Source organism: Niallia sp. HCP3S3_B10 (genome assembly GCF_052064465.1).
Classification (GTDB): domain Bacteria; phylum Bacillota; class Bacilli; order Bacillales; family Cytobacillaceae; genus Niallia; species Niallia hominis.
On record NZ_JBQHVO010000075.1, the window covers coordinates 1 to 20,923 of the forward strand.

Annotated in this window: 20 protein-coding genes and 1 riboswitch; of the genes, 6 read left to right on the forward strand and 14 right to left on the reverse strand. The window is 37.0% G+C overall.

What is annotated here, in order from left to right:
• Positions 1–219 precede the first annotated feature (219 nt).
• The 5 genes from ACTNDN_RS21990 to ACTNDN_RS22010 form a co-directional block, all read right to left on the reverse strand.
• Entirely contained in the window at positions 220–894 is a 675-nt protein-coding gene (locus tag ACTNDN_RS21990) for a DNA alkylation repair protein (RefSeq protein WP_048717002.1), read from the reverse strand.
• 24 nt (positions 895–918) lie between these two features.
• Positions 919–1,302, reverse strand: coding sequence for a DUF1398 family protein (locus tag ACTNDN_RS21995; RefSeq protein ID WP_048717000.1), 384 nt, complete (start codon positions 1,300–1,302; stop codon positions 919–921).
• A 70-nt stretch (positions 1,303–1,372) separates the two neighbouring features.
• Positions 1,373–1,717, reverse strand: coding sequence for a helix-turn-helix domain-containing protein (locus ACTNDN_RS22000; RefSeq protein WP_048716998.1), 345 nt, complete (start codon positions 1,715–1,717; stop codon positions 1,373–1,375).
• 202 nt (positions 1,718–1,919) lie between these two features.
• A complete protein-coding gene (locus tag ACTNDN_RS22005; RefSeq protein ID WP_048716996.1) occupies positions 1,920–3,575 on the reverse strand; it encodes a M20/M25/M40 family metallo-hydrolase in 1,656 nt (551 codons plus the stop codon).
• A 102-nt stretch (positions 3,576–3,677) separates the two neighbouring features.
• Positions 3,678–3,833, reverse strand: a complete 156-nt coding sequence (locus ACTNDN_RS22010; protein ID WP_160314240.1) for an AsnC family transcriptional regulator — start codon at positions 3,831–3,833, stop codon at positions 3,678–3,680.
• A gap of 255 nt (positions 3,834–4,088) precedes the next feature.
• A riboswitch (purine riboswitch) is annotated at positions 4,089–4,190 on the forward strand.
• Between the two features lie 80 nt (positions 4,191–4,270).
• On the opposite strand from ACTNDN_RS22010, the gene ACTNDN_RS22015 reads away from it, so the two are divergent.
• Together ACTNDN_RS22015 and ACTNDN_RS22020 are read left to right on the forward strand one after the other, a co-directional pair.
• Positions 4,271–5,344, forward strand: coding sequence for an NCS2 family permease (locus ACTNDN_RS22015; protein WP_441132260.1), 1,074 nt, complete (start codon positions 4,271–4,273; stop codon positions 5,342–5,344).
• Between the two features lie 22 nt (positions 5,345–5,366).
• On the forward strand, positions 5,367–5,909 hold the full coding sequence (locus tag ACTNDN_RS22020; RefSeq protein WP_251629060.1) for a phosphoribosyltransferase family protein: 543 nt from the start codon (positions 5,367–5,369) through the stop codon (positions 5,907–5,909).
• 50 nt (positions 5,910–5,959) lie between these two features.
• Here the strand turns inward: ACTNDN_RS22020 and ACTNDN_RS22025 are convergent, their stop codons facing one another.
• From ACTNDN_RS22025 to ACTNDN_RS22035, 3 genes are all read right to left on the reverse strand, one after another.
• On the reverse strand, positions 5,960–7,444 hold the full coding sequence (locus ACTNDN_RS22025) for an aldehyde dehydrogenase family protein (protein ID WP_109768552.1): 1,485 nt from the start codon (positions 7,442–7,444) through the stop codon (positions 5,960–5,962).
• A gap of 258 nt (positions 7,445–7,702) precedes the next feature.
• A complete protein-coding gene (locus ACTNDN_RS22030; protein WP_048716991.1) occupies positions 7,703–8,239 on the reverse strand; it encodes a competence protein ComK in 537 nt (178 codons plus the stop codon).
• Between the two features lie 27 nt (positions 8,240–8,266).
• Positions 8,267–8,515 carry a helix-turn-helix domain-containing protein gene (locus ACTNDN_RS22035; RefSeq protein ID WP_441132261.1) on the reverse strand — a complete coding sequence of 83 codons (249 nt, stop codon included), beginning with the start codon at positions 8,513–8,515 and terminating at the stop codon, positions 8,267–8,269.
• Between the two features lie 396 nt (positions 8,516–8,911).
• Here ACTNDN_RS22035 and ACTNDN_RS22040 point away from each other — a divergent pair, with 396 nt between their 5' ends.
• Positions 8,912–9,565 (forward strand): GyrI-like domain-containing protein, encoded by a 654-nt coding sequence (locus ACTNDN_RS22040; protein ID WP_251629064.1) that lies wholly within the window; start codon positions 8,912–8,914, stop codon positions 9,563–9,565.
• A gap of 171 nt (positions 9,566–9,736) precedes the next feature.
• Here ACTNDN_RS22040 and ACTNDN_RS22045 read toward each other — a convergent pair whose 3' ends face one another.
• Both ACTNDN_RS22045 and ACTNDN_RS22050 read right to left on the reverse strand, forming a co-directional pair.
• Positions 9,737–12,244 carry a bifunctional diguanylate cyclase/phosphodiesterase gene (locus ACTNDN_RS22045; protein ID WP_441132263.1) on the reverse strand — a complete coding sequence of 836 codons (2,508 nt, stop codon included), beginning with the start codon at positions 12,242–12,244 and terminating at the stop codon, positions 9,737–9,739.
• A 190-nt stretch (positions 12,245–12,434) separates the two neighbouring features.
• The gene (locus tag ACTNDN_RS22050) at positions 12,435–12,932 is read right to left on the reverse strand and encodes a sigma-70 family RNA polymerase sigma factor (protein ID WP_441132265.1); all 498 of its coding nucleotides are present in this window, start codon (positions 12,930–12,932) and stop codon (positions 12,435–12,437) included.
• Positions 12,933–13,204: 272 nt separating this feature from the next.
• Between ACTNDN_RS22050 and ACTNDN_RS22055 the strand changes: the two genes are divergently transcribed.
• Positions 13,205–13,675: a tRNA (cytidine(34)-2'-O)-methyltransferase gene (locus tag ACTNDN_RS22055; protein ID WP_109768547.1), complete on the forward strand. Its 471-nt coding sequence runs from the start codon at positions 13,205–13,207 to the stop codon at positions 13,673–13,675.
• A gap of 187 nt (positions 13,676–13,862) precedes the next feature.
• Positions 13,863–15,272: an IS110 family transposase gene (locus ACTNDN_RS22060; protein WP_016205067.1), complete on the forward strand. Its 1,410-nt coding sequence runs from the start codon at positions 13,863–13,865 to the stop codon at positions 15,270–15,272.
• A 363-nt stretch (positions 15,273–15,635) separates the two neighbouring features.
• Here ACTNDN_RS22060 and ACTNDN_RS22065 read toward each other — a convergent pair whose 3' ends face one another.
• A complete protein-coding gene (locus ACTNDN_RS22065) occupies positions 15,636–16,439 on the reverse strand; it encodes a hypothetical protein (RefSeq protein ID WP_441132267.1) in 804 nt (267 codons plus the stop codon).
• A gap of 320 nt (positions 16,440–16,759) precedes the next feature.
• On the opposite strand from ACTNDN_RS22065, the gene ACTNDN_RS22070 reads away from it, so the two are divergent.
• Positions 16,760–17,404, forward strand: a complete 645-nt coding sequence (locus ACTNDN_RS22070; protein ID WP_441132268.1) for a DUF6944 family repetitive protein — start codon at positions 16,760–16,762, stop codon at positions 17,402–17,404.
• A 158-nt stretch (positions 17,405–17,562) separates the two neighbouring features.
• Here the strand turns inward: ACTNDN_RS22070 and ACTNDN_RS22075 are convergent, their stop codons facing one another.
• From ACTNDN_RS22075 to ACTNDN_RS22085, 3 genes are all read right to left on the reverse strand, one after another.
• Complete coding sequence (locus ACTNDN_RS22075) at positions 17,563–18,897, reverse strand: gluconate:H+ symporter (protein ID WP_235251926.1); 1,335 nt, start codon at positions 18,895–18,897, stop codon at positions 17,563–17,565.
• A gap of 204 nt (positions 18,898–19,101) precedes the next feature.
• Positions 19,102–19,851 (reverse strand): glucose 1-dehydrogenase, encoded by a 750-nt coding sequence (locus ACTNDN_RS22080; protein WP_441132269.1) that lies wholly within the window; start codon positions 19,849–19,851, stop codon positions 19,102–19,104.
• Positions 19,852–20,086: 235 nt separating this feature from the next.
• The gene (locus ACTNDN_RS22085; protein ID WP_235251928.1) at positions 20,087–20,725 is read right to left on the reverse strand and encodes a GntR family transcriptional regulator; all 639 of its coding nucleotides are present in this window, start codon (positions 20,723–20,725) and stop codon (positions 20,087–20,089) included.
• Positions 20,726–20,923: the final 198 nt, after the last annotated feature.

A 20,923-nucleotide genomic window follows, 5' to 3' on the forward strand; every position in this document is an offset into this window, starting at 1 on the left:
CCTCGCTGCGCTGCGGGGTCTCAGCCTTTCCTCTATTTCCCGCAGGAGTCGACCGTCCTCCGCTCCATTTCACTTCATTTTTAAACCTTTTTCTAAAATATAAATACGAACGATCATGTAAACTTACCGCATAATCGTTCGTATTTATTGTTAGCTGAAATGTTTATGTCCCAGCCTCTTAATTAAAAGGCTATTTAGCAACCTTTGCTGAACTATCATTCACAGATTTTTTAAAGCCTCTCGTCGACTAAGTGGCTTTAAATCGTTGAAAGAAACGAAATCTCTCACAGCTACGGGATTCGTTTTTGCATATTCTCGCAGTACCCATCCTATTGCTTTCTGGACAAAAAATTCGTCACTATCAGCTCTAGAAAGAATATATTGAAACAAACGTTTTTCATCTGTTCTCTTCTTATAGTAAAGTTGATATAGCAATGCCGATCTTTGTAACCAAAAATTATCATCTACAATCCATTGATCTGCATATTGAGCTATTAGTTCTGGATAGATTGTGAACAGATTACCCATTATATGTGGAGAAAGCACATCCACCGTATCCCACCATGATTTTTTCACTAATAACGAACTTAACCATGGCATATCATCTGGGGTAAGCTCTTTTTTTACTTTTTCAAGAATATCAAGAGCTGCTTTTTGATACTCTCTTTCTGATCGTTCCCACAATATAAAAATAATACCTTTTAAGTTTTCTTTTGTTGGGACTCCATATTCACGAAAGAACTGTTTCGTCAGTTTTCGGCGTATTGGTGTTCGAATCCCTAAAAAGGCAAATTGGTTCCGCAAATAATTCTCCGACCATTCCGCATAATCCCTATCCATATGTTGTGTATATAGTTTAACAAGTTCCTCTACATAATTATTTGTTACGTCCATCACTTAGCACCTTATTTTGAATTTTTATATTTTAAGCTGTTCTTCTATTTCTTCTCCTCTTGCACCAAGGTATAGGACCTTTTTTTCTTGTATGAGCACACGATAGCTGACAATTCCTGCTTCAGCAATCTCTTGCAAGAAGGCTAAGAAAGGGAGCGAGATGTTAGCAATTGCCGCAAGTACCTTCTTTCTATTAAAATTATCTGAAACTACCAAGTTTACTTGGGAATCTGTTTTAAATTCCTTGTATACTCCTTTATAGGTGGCTTGCCCTGTTGAAACTTCGATTTCGTATTCATTAATTCCTCTTTGGGACAATTCATCTAAGAATAGAGCAAAATCTATTATACCGTTACTTCTTCTCTGAATAATTTCTTGGAACTCGTTTTCTGTTATTTTGTCATTCATACATAATACCTCCACTAATGATTGTATTTCCTTTCAATCTGTATCGTCATTTTAACCTTGAACATACTTCTTATTCTTGTAAAAATGGGACATTATCTTTATGAAGGGAAAAAAAATCACTCGGTATGGAGGCTGTATGCTTTCGAAATTCTTTTATAAAGTGTGATTGGTCAGTATATCCAGCTTCAAAAGCTATATCTACCAATTTATTTGTTGTATTCGCCAAGTCTAGAGCATATTGAAATTGGACAATTTGTGAGAATGCCTTAGGGGAAACGCCGAATCTCTCCGTAAATTTTCGTCCAAATTGCCTTCTGCTAAGAACTACATCTTGGGCTAATTCATTAATTCGCATGGTACCATGTGTTGCTATTATTTGATTGATTACCCATGAAATCCAAGGATCAGTATCCATTTCTTTGAACTCTTTCCATAACATTTCTTCTGCAAGCGCGTTCCGTCTTTTATATTATCTATTCATATAATATTTGATGTATCTTTTAATAGAAGTTTTTTAAAAAGTTCTATTATTTCCTATTGATTTATAATGGTAATATACCATTTAAAGAACTTTTTAAATAGGATCTCCGTCTCCTTTTTTCCATAACAATATATGACTACTTCCCTAACCAACAAACCGTTAAATCCCTAATCAAATGCGGCAACGTTTCAAACGAGTATGGCTTATAAACTCTCTCTGTCCACCGGTGAGCATCCATCCCATATACGCCAATATTAATAGCTGGAACATTCAGCTCCCTTATCTTATCAACCGGGACTGGGTAAATACTCTTCCATTCAGGAAAATTATGAATAAGGGATTCTATTTCTTCTTCTGTGTCATGAAGGGATAAATAGCTACTGTCTGATAGATAGGGGAAAAATCTTTTGATAGAAAATTGTTCGACTGAACCAGATTCCCATTTTCCTACCACTTCATCGATAACGCCTATTACGCGTTTATCCCGCTTACTTTCTCCTATTAAATAATGATGGGGACAATAAGGTGGAGCAAAAAAGATAATAATACAAGGAACTCCAGTAGAATCTTGCTGCCTTAGGGAATCTACTATTTGAAAACAAACCTCCCGTGGGTCTTCCTCTTTATAGGCAGCTTCCATTTGTTCCGCTATTCCCTCCACATCCACTCCTTGCTTTCGAAGCTTCTCGCAATACTCATCAAACGTATAAACTTCCATTTCCCATTTGGGCATTTCCTCAGGAAAATGATTACGTAAGGCATACAATTGATACTGCTTCTGATAATAAGTTTCCGTCGTTCTCGCTGCCTTATTCGCAATCCTTTTTAATTTCTCAACTACTACTTGTGGACTATCCTCTAATACCATTAAATTAAAATAAATATGACTCGTTACCGCTGTTTGCACATTATAAAAGTTTTTAGTATCCCGGTGATATAAAACAGACGGCGGTGTCATCAGCTCTCCTTCTACCTGTTCGATCAATTCCATATTATTATTGATAAGACGGTTTAATTCTGAGGTTACAAGCGTTGGATCTAACCCATCTAGCGTTCTTCCAACATGCGTTTCTCTCCCATATACGTAAAAGCAAGGAAGTAGCTTGCCAACTGCTCCCGTATAAATATATTTCTGCTCATCCCCTGGAAAAAGAGAAGTTATGTAATCAGTATTGATTGCTACAATATAATCCAGCTGTTCCTCTTTACGAAGTCGCAGTAGCTCATCAACAGCAGCAATTACTCCTGTATGCTGATTTTCTTCCACTGGATTGACCATAAAGATAATCTCTCCATCCCATTTATCACGATGCTCACTCAGATAAAGAATATTCGCTAGATGAACAGCAATCCCACTCTTCATATCAAGCGCTCCACGTCCAAACATCCAATCACCTGAATGCGCTTGTTCTTGAATCTCTTTATTTCCCTCCCAGCTTTTGAAAAATTCTAGCAAGCGCTCTGGCATATTTGCTAGTTCTTGAATTTTCCCATAATCATCTGTTCCTACTGTATCTAAATGAGCATGATAAATGACAGTCTTCTTGGATGCACCATTGCCTTTTATCCTTGCAAAAACATTCTTTCTGCCAATTCCATCATTAGGCAAAGGCTGTGTCCATATCATTTCAGGACAGTCTTTAAAATAAGGAAAACTATGAAGAATTTCCTCTATCTTATTGGCAATCTCAACCTCTCCCACTGTTCCATTAATACTTAGAATGTTTACGAGAGAAGTAGTCAGTAAGTTTACTTGATTGAATGTGGATAGGTTTTCTAGTTTTTTGAACATTTTATCTCACCCTTTTCATTCTGTTGTATTTCGAATCATACCGAATAAAGAGAATATTATCTTTTAATATGTTAAATAATCTTACGTATTTTCTCTCTATCATTAAATCCCTCTGTAAAAAAATAGCCGCCCCAACAAATCAGGACGGTTCTTTTGCTTCCTCAAGAGGATATTCTGTGCAATTTCTTTAAAAGTGATTCTTCCATCTTCTTGTAAAAAAGAGATAATTTTTAAATCAATATCATCGATTCCTTCCAATCTATCCACCAACCCTTGAGTATACTTTTGTCCACTACATAATAGTTTGATTTACTTATAACACGTTACATTTATCTTGTAAAATATATCTATCCTACTAGTGGCTATTATGTACCCAGATGATGAACTTTGCACTTCTTGTTTCCATATCAAAAAGCATCCTACTTATCAGCATTTTACTCTTAAATAAACAAATCATTTTATAATTTTCCGAATTTTATATTTAAAATCCGAATATTATACGCTATAATGATGACATTATACGACAAATATCCCCTTATAATTCCGGTAATATGGTCTGGAAGTCTCTACAGAGTGGCCGTAAATCACTCTACTATGGACGGAAAATTTCTTTTTTTCTAGAAACCGTTCTTTTTCTGCTGAACGGTTTTTTTCTATAGGAGGCAACAAGCGGGAAATAGAAAAGGAGAAGGAAAATGGAAGATATACTTAAAGACATACTTGCGGCATTAAGTGTTGTATTAAATGGATTGCCACAAGGATTACTGGCACTTTCCTTTGGCTTCGCATCTGTACCAACTGCATTAGCATTTTTTGTGGGGGCTGTTGGGAATAGCTTAACAAGTAATGTGGCTGTTATTTCCTTTCAAGCGGAAACAATCGCCGTTGCAGGAACAATGGGTAAAAATATGAGAGAACGGCTTTCTTCAATCTTTTTTGGTGCCCTTTTATTAGTTATTATTAGTATATTTGGATTGATGGAGCAAATCGTTGCCTGGATTGGTCCTGTTATTACAAATGGAATGATGGCAGGTGTTGGTTTCATGCTTGCGAAGGTTGCGTGGGATATGGCAAAAAATGATCGAATCATTGGCATAACTTCTTTTGCAAGTGCTTTACTGACCTATATTATTACAAAGGACTTAGTGTATACAATCACTATTTCTGTCATACTTTCTAGCATTGTCTATCATTTCACGAAAAAAGAGGGTGTCACTGTCACAAAAAACATATTAGAAGATAAATTTAAGCTTCAAAAATTCATTGTGAATTCTTCGGTTATTCGTGGGGCATTAGCTCTTGTTTGTTTAAACATTGGGGCAAATATTGCCTTTGGTAAAATCAATGGAGAAATCGCTGGAGAAAGTGTAAATATTGATACTCTTACAATCATAAGTAGTTTAGCTGACATGGCTTCTTCCCTGTTTGGCGGAGGACCAGTCGAAGTAATTATTTCAGCCACAGCATCTGCCCCACATGCCGTTTGGGCAGGCGTTTTAACAATGGCAATAATGGCAGCTATCTTACTCTTTAAACTCTTACCAAAAATCGGAAAGTATGTACCTAGTTCTTCAATTGCCGGCTTTCTATTCGTTTTAGGAGCAATCGTGACATTACCAGGAAACGCGACTGCTGCACTAACTGGCACTGAAGCTGGTTCTCCTATCGTTGCTGCTGTAACCATAATTGTTACAGCTATCGCTGATCCATTTTTCGGACTATTAGCTGGAGTTGTTATGGAATTTCTACTAGGAATCTTTGGAGTTTAAAAGAATAGGAGGGTTTTATTAATTGGAAACTTATACACTAAGAGTCGCAGGAGTAAAAAGAGAATTACCTATAATCCCTATTTCTAAAGAATTAAAGATTGCAAGCTTTGTAATCTTAGGAGACACAGAAATAGTTGCTGCTTCTGCTCCTTTACTAGCAGAACATTTGAATGGAGTAGACTATTTAGTTACAGCAGAAGCAAAAGGAATCCCACTTGTATTTGAATTAGCTAAACAATTAGAAATGACTGAATACATCGTTGCCCGAAAAAATGTGAAACCATATATGAATGAACCACTAATCAATCAAGTAGTTTCCATTACGACTCAAAAGGAACAATTACTCTGTCTGGATGGTAAAGACGCAGCCAAAATTAAAGGAAAGCAGATTGCCCTAATTGATGACGTCATTAGTACAGGAGAATCTATGCGAGTACTCGAAGAACTTGTTAGCAAGGCAGGTGGAATCGTTGCTGCTAAGGCAGCGATTCTAGCAGAAGGGGCTGCAGTTGAAAGAGACGATATCATCTACTTAGAAAAGCTACCAATTTTCAAGGGAAATTGAATAAAACAAAGGAAGCAGTAGAATCTTCTCTCTGCTTCCCACCGTTTCTCTTATTGCATCGAAACCCAAACACTCTTCACTTCCGTATAGTTATTCAAAGCATAGGATCCCATTTCGCGGCCGATTCCGGATTGTTTGTAGCCACCGAATGGGGATGCTGCGTCGAATGTATTGTAGCAGTTGACCCAAACAGTTCCGGCACGTAGCTTGCTAGCAATATAGTGGGCGTTTGCAATATCTCTCGTCCATACGCCTGCTGCTAATCCGTACTCACTATTGTTGGCCCGATTGATTAATTCATCTAAATCATCATAAGGCATAGCGGAAATAACTGGTCCGAAGATTTCCTCCTTGGCAATAGTCATTTCATCGCGAACATCGGCGAATACTGTCGGAGAAACGAAGTAGCCTTCTTCTCGTGGATTAAAGCCACCTGCTACTAGCTGTGCCCCTTCCTTCAACCCTCTCTCAATATAGCCAAGAACACGCTGCTGCTGTTCAGCAGAAACGAGCGGTCCAATTTCTGTATCACCGTGGATACCCGCACCTTGCTTAATGTTTTTGGCCTGTGCAGCCATATCTGCAACGACATTATCAAAATGCTTCTTCTGGATGAACACCCGTGAGCCTGCACAACATACCTGTCCCTGGTTGAACATAACACCATTCAATGCTCCTGGAATTGCTTTTGTTAAATCCGCATCAGGAAGGATAATGTTCGGTGATTTCCCACCAAGCTCCAGTGTTACTCTCTTCAATGTTTTCGAAGCATTAGACATAATCATTTTTCCAACTTCTGTTGAACCTGTAAAAGCGATTTTATCAACTAACGGATGATCAACTAGTGGCTGCCCCGCTGTTTCTCCAAATCCAGGAACAATATTTACGACGCCATCTGGGAACCCAGCTTCCTGCATTAGTTCTGCTAAATAAAGAGCAGATAGTGGTGTTTGCTCAGCTGGCTTCAGCACAACCGTACATCCTGTGGCAAGTGCCGCTCCAAGCTTCCACATCGCCATAAGAAGTGGGAAATTCCACGGAATTATTTGCCCAACTACACCGACCGCCTCATGACGTGTATAGTTAAAGTATGGACCACTAACAGGGATTGTCTGTCCAACAATCTTTGTACTCCATCCAGCATAATAGCGCATATGCTCAATGGCTAAAGGAATATCGGCATTCGTCGTTTCACGGATTGGTTTTCCATTATCTAGCGTTTCTAATTGGGCAAGTTCTTCGCTATTTTCCTCCATCAAATCAGCCAATATGTACATAAGACGACTACGCTCAGAAGCACTCATTTTTGACCATGGTCCCTCATCAAACGCTTTTCGTGCAGCTTTCACTGCCAAATCAATATCTTCCACACCCGCTTCATAGACACTTGCTAAAACTTCTCCAGTCGCTGGATTATAACTATCGAACGTTTTTTGCGATTTACTCTCCACAAACTCCCCATTAATAAATAACTTTTTCTTACCACTCAGGAACTTTTCAACCTTTTCTTTTAAAACTACAGTCTGTTGGTTCATCGAATTCCTCCTTAAAAAGTATATTTAACGGTCAAGCACCAATTTTAGAAAACGCTTACAAAAATAATATTAACACTGTGAAAATAGAGATACAATAAATATAAAGGGAAAAATTTCGAGAGAATTTGACATTACGACGGCAAGTGACATCTAGTGACATTAGTAGAGGGATAGTCCTTGAGTAATTAATCGACATACAAAAACTATCCCTAAGCTTTAATTAATAATAATAAGAAAATTTAGAAATATTTCCATGTACTAATCCTTCTCTCTCTCCATTCCCTTTCTACCATTTAAAAGAAAACTATATTCAAGTATTACTTTTCTGTCTTCCATTCCTTTTTTTACTTTCCATGTTTTCACTACTTGATTATCTAAGATGAATGCTGATACTTCAAAGTATATCTCTTCCCCGTTTTTAAATAAAATAGCGCTCTTATATTTCCTATTATTTCTTACTGGGTGTATTTGATCAATATGCTCGGTGAATATCCAGTGACAGTGAAATTGCTTAGGTGAGTGGGTTGGAAATGCATAGATATTTCTTGGGGGGTTAATTGGCATTGGCAGCTTTTTCTGCATTCCTAGTTTATATGTAATGGAGCGACGTCGTCCATTAAAATCAGATCCTCCGATTAAAAGGTTTTCTTTGATAATGTCAAAAGGAGTTTGTTTAACAAATACTATCCGATCTATTTCTTTTACAACTGCATAATAATCTACCGCTTCTGCTGGCATGATTAACATGGTACGATTGTTCACCATATATTTATTCACAATAATTTCCTCTCTCATCCTACACACTCCTTCTTTCACACCCTTTTATTCTAACTCCTCTAATTCCTTCGTTTCCTCTTTAATTAACACCGCATCAAGCTGTAAATCGAGTACCTCACAAATCCTATACAATGTACGAACTTTGGGTTCCTTTTGTCCCCTTTCAATTTGCCCCAAATGATTATGATCTAGGCCTGTCTCTTTAGCAAGTTCCATTTGAGTAAAATTCTTTTGTAACCTCCTTTCTTTCAAAAACTTATAATCAATGCAACTTTTTTCCCCTCTCTCTTTCAAAGACATCACCTCCTTAAGAACTATTATGACGGAGACTAGTTGCTTGCACTACTTCCTATAGGAATGATATTGTTAACATTTTGTTACTTTTTTAGGGGTAAACTGTAAAAAATAAAGGGAAGAGTCGAAACTATTGTAAAAGCTATTAAGCACCAAATTGATTAGATGGAAAGTAAGAGATTCCTTGAGTCACCTACTGTTTTGGTGAACTTATTATTTGAAAGCAATAGTTTGGTTTTTTATCAACTTCCATAAATGACTAATTTATTTTTTGCTTGTAAAAAAATTTCTGTTACACTGAGTATCCTAAACCTGACATAACGTAGTCATATTAAAGAATATATAATGAAAATTAATGTTGACGAACATTTCTCAAATTAAAATGGAGGCTAATATATGCCTGAACACTATCAAAATAAGACGAATAGCAATGAAACGAAAAGTAAAATAATCAATGAACTTCCCACAACAGATCACTTGCATGCTGCGGACGTTCCTGAAATGGCGATAGCCCCTAAAGCTACATTTGTGTCCATCTTAGGTGTGGGGGCACCAGGAACAGATGCATTTTATCGAAAAATGGCGTTCATTACCGATATTGGACGTATACTTACGCATGGAGATAACACGCTTGATGGTTCTCCAGTTGTTGAAATTCTCTACTGGTATCCAGACGACGCAATACAAGTTGGTATCGCTGACTTCTATAGCGTGAATCCCATATCATCATTGCTTTATCGCATGCTGGTACAAATTAACGAAAATACTTCAAAAGCAGATGTCGAAATGGCTCGTCGTTCTGCAATGAGTGCATCTGATATGGAAAACGAAAAGCTAGAAATAGTCACAATCCCTGAGCAAGTGGTTGTACAAGTGATGCATCATGGTCCATTTGCTAATGAATACGACACTCTAGCTAGACTTGGGGCCATAGCCGATCATTATGGAGTTAGAAGAAGTGGACCCCATCATGAAATTCATCTTGACCCGTTCAATCGTAGTACACCTCAAGACACACTACGTACGATACTACGTGATCCAGTTTCTTAAAAATTCCATTAACATAGAAGACAGGGATTACTTATGTATTGTAAAAATGTTAGTTTTATCAAAAAAAGAAATAATGCCAAGGCCTCACTTGCGTGTAAACTACAAGTACAGGTCTTGGCATATAATTATTTTGGAAAGGACACCTTAAAATCGGAACCTGTCCCAACGAAATCAGTAGAACTGTCCCTCTGTTTCCCTTAATAATAAAAGTATTTCGTTAGGTGGCAGTGGTTTACTATACAAGTAGCCCTGGAGCTGACTGCACCCTTTATCTTTTAGAAAGTTGAATTGTTCTTGCGTTTCTACACCTTCTGCTATCACATTTATACCTAATTCCGAAGCAAGAGTGATGATGGCTGAAACAATAGCTGTATCTACCTGACTAGTAGGAAGATGGCTAATAAATGATTGATCAATTTTAATGGTATCCGCCTGAAACTGTTTTAAGTACATGAAGGAGGCATATCCAGTTCCGAAGTCATCAATAGAAACCTTTATTCCCATGTTCCGCAATTTGGAGACCGCATCCCTAACCAGCGATTCATTGCTAGATAACACACTTTCTGTTATTTCTATTTCAAGATATTCTGAGGATATCTTAAATTCCTTTAGCTTTTTACTCACTAGTGTAGCGAAATCTTGTTTTAATAGCTGCTTAATTGATACATTTATGGCGATGGGAATCTTTATATTTAACTTTTCCCATTCCTTTATTTGATTACACGCTTTATTAAGTATCCACTCACCTAGCAGTAAAATAAAATCACTTTCTTCCGCTAGGGAAATAAAGGTGGCCGGATTGATCATTCCTTTCTCTGGATGAATCCATCTAATTAATGCTTCCACTCCAATAATAGTACCTGTTTCTGTATTAATTTTGGGCTGATAATAAAGAACAAACTGATTTTCTTTCAGTGCTTTTCTGAGATTGCTTTTTAATTGAAAAGCACTAAGGTCGTTTTTATTCATTTTTGGATCATACAGATTATAGGCGTTACCACCTATTTTTTTCACACCATACATAGCAATGTCGGCGTTTTTCATAAGCTCCTCAAACGTTTGACCATGTTCCCCACTAAGACTTATGCCGATGCTCCCAGAGGTGGAAAATTCTTGACCATCGATAATAATCGGTTCTTCAATTGCTTTGAGAATTTTATCCGCCAATTCAAGCAGCATGGTTTTATTCGTACAATTACTAATTAATATAACAAATTCGTCCCCGCCCATACGTGCAACAACATTCGTTTCTCCAATGGCTTCTTGAACTCGTTTCCCTACTTCTTGAATTAACTGATCTCCAGAAGAATGACCAAAAGTATCATTATGATGTTTTAAGTTGTCTAAATCTAAAAACATAACAGCAAGGTTGTTCGTTTCTTGTAAGCGTTTCGGAAAGAGCTCTTTTAAATATCGCAAATTCGGTAGATTTGTTAAACTATCATAATTAGCTAAGTATTTAATCTCTTCTTCCCGGTAATGACACTCCAATGCAATTCCTGTCAGATGACTAAAATCTTTAAAGATTTCAATATCAGAATCCTTTAGTGTTATTGATTCTTTATAATAAACAGAAAATGTTCCTAATAAAGAGCCCTTTGAAGAGAGAATGGGCAATGACCAGCAGGAATGCAGCCCCTCTACCAGAGCCATTTCTTTCCAATTGGACCAGGATGTCTCAGTTTGTATAGCAGATACAATTTTTATATCTTTCGCATATGCTGAATACTCATAAGATGCAAAATTTTCACCGACCGGAAACTTATCCATTTTTTCAGCAAATTCAGGGTCCAGCTTTGGACCATAGCCAAAACGCAACCAATTATGCTCATGTTCATAATACATAATCGAGCAAATCCCTCTTGAAAGTTCTTCTACACTTTCAGTAATATATTCGATTATTTGTTCCAACGGCTCTCCAACAGCAATTCTCGATAAAATTATCTTTTGTTTCTTTTGTAGTTTCTCTATGTTTTTCTTATCTGTGATATCTTGTGCTATTCCGTGTATACCAATAACTTGATCATTCAACTTCAATGGAATTGTAGTTAATTTAACATCCCTAATTCTTCCATCTTTTCGGATGATTTGAGACTCAAACCCTTGAATCATTCCACATAGTACTTTGTCAAAACGCTGCAAAACCTTCGGAAGTTTTTCAGGTACTATCAAATCCCGGAAATTTAAGTTCGTTAATTCCTCCCTTGTATACCCACTAATTTCTTCTGTTACTTTATTAACATCTAAAAAATAGCCTGCCTTGTCCAAGGTGTATACTCCATCTGGATCGTGTAAAAATAGAGATTTATACGTTTGTTTACTTTTTTCCAATTCCGTTATGTCTCGCCCAAATACTATCAAGTTTTGGCGATTTCCTACTGAATCAAATATCGGTATCTTAATTATCCCATATATACGTTCCGAATTATTGAAAATAACAGACTCTTTTACTTCTAACTGTTTTCCAGTCTCCCAAGCCTCACGATCACTCCTCACAAAAACAGGCACATATACAGCAAAATGAGGGTATAATTCTCCTAATTCATCTTCCGTTTTACCTTGATATTCCTCTATATTAAAAAGTTCTAAAGTTTTACTATTCGCTTGAATCCAGCGTCCATCTTTATCTTTTAAAACAATAATATCCGGACTTGCATTAATAAATGATTCTAATTTCATAGCTTTCTCCCTATTTTTACGGACATATGCCATTTATTATATAATTTTATCGAAATTTGTACTATATAGATTCTTGGACAATTTTGTAATAATAAATGGATTTATAGCCAAATAAAGAATTTTTCATTATGAATAAAGATGGTTTCCTAAGGTTCGTTGCTAGTTTCCGAGGTCCCACCTTCTAAAAAAATCATTCCCCTCTTTCAGGGAACAATGTTTGCTTCAACTTCTCCTTCGCTCCCTTCCGCCACCATTTTACAGCAGAAGGGGAGACTCTTTCTTTCTGCGCTATTTCCTTCACCGTCAGCCGATGTACAAAGGTGTCAACTACCCACGTTGTTTCCCCTTCAGATAATTCCTTGCAAAGTCCTTTTACGTAATCCTCTTCTTCCCGATACAAGATAGGACTTTCCATCACCTCCCAAAATTCTTCACTTGGATAAGCATTCCTTTCTGCCTCTCTTGTCCGCCGCTTTAATTCATCTAGAAATCTTCCCCACATATGCCGATATAAATAATTGCTATACTTCCCCTTTTCTGGATTAAAGGTTTTCGTCGTTTCCCAAATGCTTATTAAGCCAATTTGAAAAAAATCTTGTTTATCTTTATAAATCGTCAGCTTTTTCATCATGTGGTTAATCATGGGCGTAAACTCTTCAACGAGTTGATCATATGTTTTTCCTTCCATTATCGTTTCCTTTTAGAAAAGCGCTTTTCTTTGTTATTCCTAGGTACTTTTACTTTATGGAAAAAAAGAAAGCTTTTCGATTAAAGAAAAAGAAGGCAACGATGCTAAAAATGGAATAAATTAGAAAAAATAGCATTTTACTTGAAGCGATAGTGGTTCCTACCTGATAAATAGCAATAATTTTCGAAGGGAGATATCACCTAAATCATACCTGCAACGAGATCAAAATATGCTATAATTCGAAGGGGAAAAGAAAGATAGAGGTGACATTCATGGCCATACATGTTGTATTATATCAGCCAGAAATTCCAGCTAATACTGCCAATATTGCACGTACTTGTGCAGGAACAGATACAGCCTTGCATTTAATTCGACCACTTGGCTTTTCAACCGATGAAAAGATGATCAAACAAGCAGGTCTTGATTTCTGGGAGACTGTAAAAATCACATATTATGACTCATTAAATGACTTTTTTGTAAAAAATCAAGGTGAGTTTTACTATATTGAAACATTCGCTGAAGAAACCTATACATCTCATGATTTCAAAGATAAATCAAAGGATTATTATTTCATATTTGGAAAAGAAACAACGGGATTACCAAAAGATTTACTAGAAACACATAAAGACCATTTTTTAAGAATACCAATGACAGAACACATCCGTTCCCTAAACCTTTCTAATACAGCAGCTATATTGGTGTTTGAAGCATTGAGACAACAGGGATATCCGAATTTAAAATAAAAAATCTTCCTAGATGGAAGATTTTTTTGTTGGAATTTGTCTTTTTGATATGGACAATGTCTTTTTGTGGTGCCTAGTATAGTAAATAGGTCAAATAATTAGAAAAAAGCCACCGTTTTCATTGTAAAATGGAAGTACCTATCACAGAACTTCCAATCTTACTACCCTTACCAAGGAGATGAAAACGATGGCATATTCAATATTTAACCACATTCAAGGTAAAAAAGGAAGTCGATGGGCAGAGTTCTTGAGAGAGACAGGGACAGAAAATTTAATGTTAGTGGCGATTGATGCGGCAAAGTTTACACAAAAAGCATTGATTTGTACGTTTTATGGGGACATTTTAGTCAAACCTTTCGAGTTTGATGCTTCTATGACTGGTTTCGACTATTTAAAGAGAATCATTGAGTCGGAAAAGAATAAAAACAGACTGAAAGAAGTAGTAGTGGGGATTGAAACGACAGGGCATTATTACGAGGATCTTGTTAGAAAAAGTCATTCGCTTGGCTATCATGTTCGAACTTTGAATGCAGCTACTACTGCCCAGGAAAGACAAACCCTATTAAATTGGTCTAAGACGGATAATTTAGATCTAATGGCCATTGTTCAATCCATGATTCATGGCCGGGGGACATCCAACGAGTTAGCTTCTGGTGATGTGCTAAGCCTACAGAAACTTACACGTGCCCGACGCGAATTAGTGGGGGAACGAACAGCTACTCAAAACTTGATTCGTATGCATTTAGACCATATTTTTAGGGAATTTCAGGGGAAATCCGTCTGGGTAAAAGGAAAGCGTGAAAAAGTGGAACCATTTAGTAATTTGTTTGGAAAAGCACCTCTCTACCTCATGAGGCATTATCCCCATCCAAGCGATATTTTAAAGCTTGGGGAAAAGGGATTACGTGATCTTTCCATTCGTGAAAACTTAAAAATAAGAGACAACACCATTCAGATTCTATTAAACTATGCGGAAAATTCGATATCTCAACCCAAAGCATCTTTAGAGGGGGACATTTTTCTCCTAACTCAAAAATTGGATCGTTTTGAATTATTGAATAACCAAATTGGTGAATTAGAACGTAAAATTGAAGATTTGTTTGTTGGTATGGAGGGAGCGGTTATTCTAAGTGTTCCTGGGATAGGAGTGGTTACTGGAGCTGAATTATACGCTGAAATGGGCGATATCTCCGATTTCGAACATGCGGGGCAATTAATTAAATTGGCAGGGACCAATCCTATTGTGAAGCAATCGGGAGGGAAAAGACCATCTTATTTCTGTATTTCTAAACAAGGAAGAAGAACATTCCGAAATATCACCTACCAGGTAGGTAAATCCCTAGCTGTAAATAATCCCGAAATGAAACAAAGATATAAAGCCTTTAAGGAGCGTGGAAAACTCACGGGTCAGGCCTATATAGCCTTAGGAAACCGAATGATTCGCCTAGCCTTTTCCATGATTCGAAACCATACCTTATACCATACGGATCAAGAGAACTATGTTCTAGTAGATGAAATAAGTAAGAAGCTTAGAGTCGCTAACACAAAACGGTTTTATGAAGTCCACGTCTTGTCAAATACTTGCCTATCAGCTTAATTTAGAAGTTTATCGTACCATTATTTAACCTTTTATAAATTTATTATTGTTTGAGCTAAAATGGGGCTCCTCTAGGACGTTAGATCACATTGTATTTCGTGCCTGAGGCTTTAGACCTCGTGTGCCAGCGTTATGGATCTTGTCCTGCAAATACGAATAATACGTGAAAATCGAAGTTTATATTCGCTAGGCGGTATCCCTGTAGGATGAAACGCAAGGTCCTTTCACGCTCTAGAGGAGCCCTATAATAATACTCTGTGATGGTTGATTCTTCCTAAAAATGGAAATAGGGGACTTTTCTTAAAGTTTGTCTTTTTTCTAAGAAATTTCCATTTGACTTATTTACCATTATACGCTGTCACCCTAAATTGGCTTCCAATTAAACGGTGGCAAACTTGTGCCTGTCATTTGGATGCTGCTTGGGAAGGCATCTGTTGAGCCACTTGCATCATTAGTGCCTGTTGTGATGTTTTGCTGACTTGTTTCTACCTGCTTCATAAGATTTTCAAATAGTGTTTGGATTTCTTCATCTGTTGCAGTAGTTTGATCATAATCAGAAAGTTGCTCTGTAATAGATGCACTCAAAGTATCTGTGTTATCAGTAGAATCGTTCTCTGAAAGTGTATTAATTAGATTAAAAATTAGTTCTTTCATCTGGTCCACTGATAGTTCTGTGCTTGTTTCCGATGACGAATCATCCATTTGTGCAGTTATGTTATTTATTGGTAGTGGAGGTGGCGTCATTTCCGCTTTGGAAGGCTTTGCTTCTTCCAGCGTTTCCGTTACAGCTGTGAATAGCTCGGAAATCTCCTCTTCTGAGCTGTCACTTGCCTGAAAGTCACTAAGAAGATCGCCGACTGTGCTTAATGCTGTTTGCAGGCTTTCAGGAAGATAAGAACTCTCGCTAGAATCTGTTGACTCCAAACGTTTAAGCATCGTTTCTAAATAAGCTGTTTTCTGTTCCGTTGTTAAAGATGTTAGATCTGTTGTGCTACTACTGTAATTGCCACTACTAGTGAATTGGGTACTTGTTGCAAGCTGCATATAGTCTTTAAAAGTTGATTCACTATTACTGGATGTTTGCTGGGTACTCGGTATGCTTGTCAGGTTTGCCGTAGTCCAATTGCCATACAAATTGGAATAATTGCTGTTGATTGATACAGACATATAAAAAACTCCTTTCATAATGGGAGAGACTGATTGGCTAAAAGAGGCAATCAATCTCACTGTTAGCATAATGAAAGTTGCTTAAAAAAAACTTAATTTTTCTTTTGATATGGTGACTGATATGGTGACAGGCACCACAAAAAGACACTTTTTAATTTATGTCCATACCAGAAGGACAAAACCATGCACCAAAGGCACTATCATTCTTCCGACAGAAAAACTAGAAGCTAATTATACATTTTATCTTTTCAAAGTGCCCTGACACCATTATGTGAATACCATAATAGAAACAGCTTAGAAGAAAATGTGGGCGTGGTATTATGAAGAACCAAGTCGAGATTGCTTCGGTATGGGTGCAAGCAATTGGTGCCATCCTTGCTGCTTTAGGAAACAGTGCATGGAATTTACTAAGTGAAGAAGAAATTAAAGACTTGGACTTAATAGGAAATTTTTTACAAACTTTTGGAAATGCCGTACAGGCAGATCAACAAGAAACGATAACATTTGAAAAAATCGGAGCTGAGATACAAGCAATTGGGAATACGGTCGTAGCCAGTTCGTATATTTTATTAGAAGATGAGTTAGAAAGTAAGTTAATCATTAAAGGGAATTGGTTACAGGCATTTGGTGCAATCGTCGAAGCTGTGGATGAAGTATTCGATAACTCAGGAAAGGAACAAACATTAAATATCTTAGGAAATACCACACAGGCAGTCGGTAACTCCTTCCAAGCAATCGGCGAGAAGCATATCCTCTTTAACAATAACGATAAGGGGAAATTTTTAGTAATAAGTGGAAGCTGGATACAAGCAGTGGGAACGATACTAAATGCAATCGGCCAAACCGATGAGGAATTAACGGAAGATAACAATATTAACCAAAATAAGAGTATGGAAGATGCCACTTCCTTTTATGAGCAAGAAAATCTTAAGCATGCGTGGAAAGCAAGGAGTAAATATTATTAATATTATTAGCGAAGTTCAAGGCTGCTGATAAACAAAAAAGGTAAAGAAATCAAGAAAATGATTCCTTTCCCTTGTCCTTCTGAGAGAGACAGATGTGGTGTTTTGTCTTTTTATGGTGCCTGTCACCATTACTTGTCACCATTACTTTGTCACCATTACTAAACAAACACTCCCAACAGCAATACACATAATAGACCTGTTACCGAAATGACCGTGGTCAAGGTACTCCATGTTTGGAAGGTTTCTTTTATGCTTAAACCAAAATATTCTTTTACCATCCAAAATCCTGCGTCATTAACATGACAGAATATAACGCTGCCTGCTCCTGTTGCTAAAACAATAAGTGCTGGGTTCACGGAGCTTGTGGCCAATAAAGGAGTCACAAGGCCGGCTGTTGTAAGTGCAGCTACTGTTGCAGATCCTAAACAGAGACGCAATATTGCTGCAATCATCCAAGCTACTAAAATAGGAGACATATTCGTTTCATTGAATAATGTCGCTACATAATCGCCCACTCCTCCGTCTACTAGCACTTGCTTAAAGGCACCACCACCGCCGATAATTAATAGCATCATCGCAATTTGGGCAATAGACTCAGACAGTGTATTACCAATCTCTTTCATTGGAATCTTTCTTGAATATCCCATTGTATAGATTGCAATTAAAAGTGATAAAAGCATGGCAGTTCCCGGTGCACCAATAAATTCTATGATTTCTTTCCCAATAGATTCCCCAGGAAACAATAACGAGAAGATTGTTGCAAGCCCCATAAATATAACTGGGAATAATGATGTTAGCACACTTATGCCAAACCCAGGCGTATCTTGTAAATTAAACTCCTTTTGTGGTCCCAAAGCTGCAAGATTTCCATTTTTTTTATAAGCGTATGGAAAAAACTTCATGGCAAATTTATTAAATAGCGGTCCTGATATAATTGTTGTTGGTATAGCAATAAGGGTCCCTAATAACAACACCTGTCCAATATCTGCACCATATGCAGCAGTAATCGCAGTTGGCGCCGGATGTGGAGGCAAAAAGCCATGTGTAACATTTAAGGCAGCTGCCATTGGTATTCCTAAATAAAGAAAAGGCATTTTTAATTCTTTAGCTATTGCATAAATAATCGGAATTAATACAACAAGCCCTACTTCAAAAAATAAGGCAACCCCTATAATAAAGGAAGCAACAACAACAGCTAGCTGAATCCGTTTCGGACCGAACCTATTAATAAGGGTAATGGCAATTCTATTTCCGCCCCCTGCATCAGATACTAATCTCCCAAGCATTGCTCCTAATCCAAATACTAAGGCTAAATGCCCTAATTGGCTTCCAATCCCGGCTTCTATTGTCATTACTATTTCCGATAATTCCATGCCAAGGCTTATCGCAACCAAAAAAGAGACAATAACTAGCGATACAAACGTGTTTAGCTTCATCTTGATGATAAGAAATAATAAAATAAGAATACCAATTGCAACAATGATAATAGGCATTGCATTCCCTCCAAAAAATGATATAGTCGATCTTATTAAAAGTCATCGTGAAGCGCTTACAATAATCTATAACTAAACAATCAATACCACTTTTGCAAGGGAGACCCTATTTAGAAGAACAGGATGTATTCACACTTAAACGTTTGATTTACTTCCCTTGCAAACTATAAAAATTTTTCGTATGCAAATCAACCTTTCCTAGATTTAGCGGCCTAACCAGCCACCATCCACTGCCAATAAATGTCCATGAATATAGTTAGAAGCATCTGATGCTAAAAAAACTACGACTCCACTGAAATCTTCGGCTGTGCCCCATCGACCGGCAGGAATACGTTCAAGAATTTGTCTATTGCGTGTTTCATCTGACATTAATGCTTCATTCATATCTGTAGCAATATATCCAGGCACAATCGCATTTACATTGACATTTTCCTTTGCCCACTCATTCGCTAACGCCTTTGTAAGCTGGGCAACTCCTCCTTTAGCAGCAGCATAGGCAGGTACAGTCAATCCCCCTTGGAAAGACAAAAGAGATGCCATATTAATAATTTTTCCTTTCTTTTGGGGAACCATATACTTCCCTGCTTCCTGGCATAAAAGCCAAACTGTCTTCAAATTAACATTTATAACATCATCCCAGTCCTCTTCAGAAAAAGTCAAAGAAGGAGAACGACGTTGGATACCAGCATTATTAACAAGGATATCAATGCTGCCTAATTGCTCCACTACTGTTGGTATCGCCTCTTTTACTTGTGTTTGATTCTCTAAATTACAGGCAACAATAATCGCCTTTTGACCAATTGCTTCTATCTCTTTTTGAACTGTAATATCTGCTGTATTCCTCTGCAGCAACGCAATCGTTGCTCCAGCCTCTGCCAACGCGATTGCCATTTGTTTTCCAATTCCTCTTGTCGCACCTGTTACAGCAGCAACTTTTCCTTCTAAACGAAACATTTAATCATATCCTCCTTCATTCTTGAATTCATGTAGCAGATTATAAACACCCTTATAGAAACCGCTATCATTTTGTTGGTAAAAAGATCATTTAATTTTCTATCCCTCCTTTTCACTTTATATATAATTAATAATATTATATATAATTTTTAAAGACGTGTCGAGATTAAATATATATAATTTTAATTTTTATATATAATCCCAACACTTAATCTTATGATATGGAGCAAAAGACTTATAGAACCATTTTCATAATATGTTCCCAAAATACTTCCTTTGATTTTTGAATATCCTTTTCCTTTAAGACTTCTACTAGCTTTAAATGGTATGTATGCACTTCTTCTGGCATTATTTTGATTTCAGGATTTAGAACGGTAATATAGCGCTGAATATGACTATTGAGCATAGACCATATTCGATTGTATGTTTCTATTCCTGACCAAGAGATAATAGTCCGGTGAAATTCCATATCTAATTTAGATTGCAGCAAATAGTCAGGTTTTTCATTTTTCATCTGTTCAACAATATCATATAGCTCACCAAGTTTTTTATTTGTTAGATAAGGAGTAATTATTTCGATTGCATTTGTCTCAATCGATGCACGCAAGGAAAAAATATGGTACATTTCTGTCTTATTTATTTCTGTTACAAAAGCCCCCTTATACTTTACTGTGCGGATAAGCCCTTCTTCTTCCAAGCCTCTAAGCGCTTCTCGAACAGGAACTTGGCTAATGCCAAGCCGTTTAGCGACCTCCGTCTCTACCACACGATCTCCTGGTTTTAGCTTATTAATAATAATTTCGTCTCGTAGAATTTTCTTCACTTTATCTTTTAACGATAAGGACATTTCTTCCCTCTCTTTTGATTTATCCATGATTATTCCTTTCCTTTTCTAATAATAGATTGCACGAAATCTTGTTTATCTCTCTCTATATATAATCTCATCTAAATTGCCTTTCATCAACTAAACACAGCAAACATAAATAAGGACCACCCGTGAGAACGGGTGGTTTTCTCTGCGGCTGAAAGCCTTTGTTACTGACCAAACCCTAAAGGGCTACTGAAAGGTTCG

Bases quoted from the DNA above. Each gene is read 5' to 3' on its own strand.
- ACTNDN_RS21990 (WP_048717002.1), bottom strand. From the start codon at position 894: ATGGACGTAACAAATAATTATGTAGAGGAACTTGTTAAACTATATACA.
- ACTNDN_RS21995 (WP_048717000.1), bottom strand. From the start codon at position 1,302: ATGAATGACAAAATAACAGAAAACGAGTTCCAAGAAATTATTCAGAGA.
- ACTNDN_RS22000 (WP_048716998.1), bottom strand. From the start codon at position 1,717: ATGGATACTGATCCTTGGATTTCATGGGTAATCAATCAAATAATAGCA.
- ACTNDN_RS22005 (WP_048716996.1), bottom strand. From the start codon at position 3,575: ATGTTCAAAAAACTAGAAAACCTATCCACATTCAATCAAGTAAACTTA.
- ACTNDN_RS22015 (WP_441132260.1), top strand. From the start codon at position 4,271: ATGGAAGATATACTTAAAGACATACTTGCGGCATTAAGTGTTGTATTA.
- ACTNDN_RS22025 (WP_109768552.1), bottom strand. From the start codon at position 7,444: ATGAACCAACAGACTGTAGTTTTAAAAGAAAAGGTTGAAAAGTTCCTG.
- ACTNDN_RS22030 (WP_048716991.1), bottom strand. From the start codon at position 8,239: ATGAGAGAGGAAATTATTGTGAATAAATATATGGTGAACAATCGTACC.
- ACTNDN_RS22040 (WP_251629064.1), top strand. From the start codon at position 8,912: ATGCCTGAACACTATCAAAATAAGACGAATAGCAATGAAACGAAAAGT.
- ACTNDN_RS22045 (WP_441132263.1), bottom strand. From the start codon at position 12,244: ATGAAATTAGAATCATTTATTAATGCAAGTCCGGATATTATTGTTTTA.
- ACTNDN_RS22050 (WP_441132265.1), bottom strand. From the start codon at position 12,932: ATGGAAGGAAAAACATATGATCAACTCGTTGAAGAGTTTACGCCCATG.
- ACTNDN_RS22055 (WP_109768547.1), top strand. From the start codon at position 13,205: ATGGCCATACATGTTGTATTATATCAGCCAGAAATTCCAGCTAATACT.
- ACTNDN_RS22060 (WP_016205067.1), top strand. From the start codon at position 13,863: ATGGCATATTCAATATTTAACCACATTCAAGGTAAAAAAGGAAGTCGA.
- ACTNDN_RS22065 (WP_441132267.1), bottom strand. From the start codon at position 16,439: ATGTCTGTATCAATCAACAGCAATTATTCCAATTTGTATGGCAATTGG.
- ACTNDN_RS22070 (WP_441132268.1), top strand. From the start codon at position 16,760: ATGAAGAACCAAGTCGAGATTGCTTCGGTATGGGTGCAAGCAATTGGT.
- ACTNDN_RS22075 (WP_235251926.1), bottom strand. From the start codon at position 18,897: ATGCCTATTATCATTGTTGCAATTGGTATTCTTATTTTATTATTTCTT.
- ACTNDN_RS22080 (WP_441132269.1), bottom strand. From the start codon at position 19,851: ATGTTTCGTTTAGAAGGAAAAGTTGCTGCTGTAACAGGTGCGACAAGA.
- ACTNDN_RS22085 (WP_235251928.1), bottom strand. From the start codon at position 20,725: ATGGATAAATCAAAAGAGAGGGAAGAAATGTCCTTATCGTTAAAAGAT.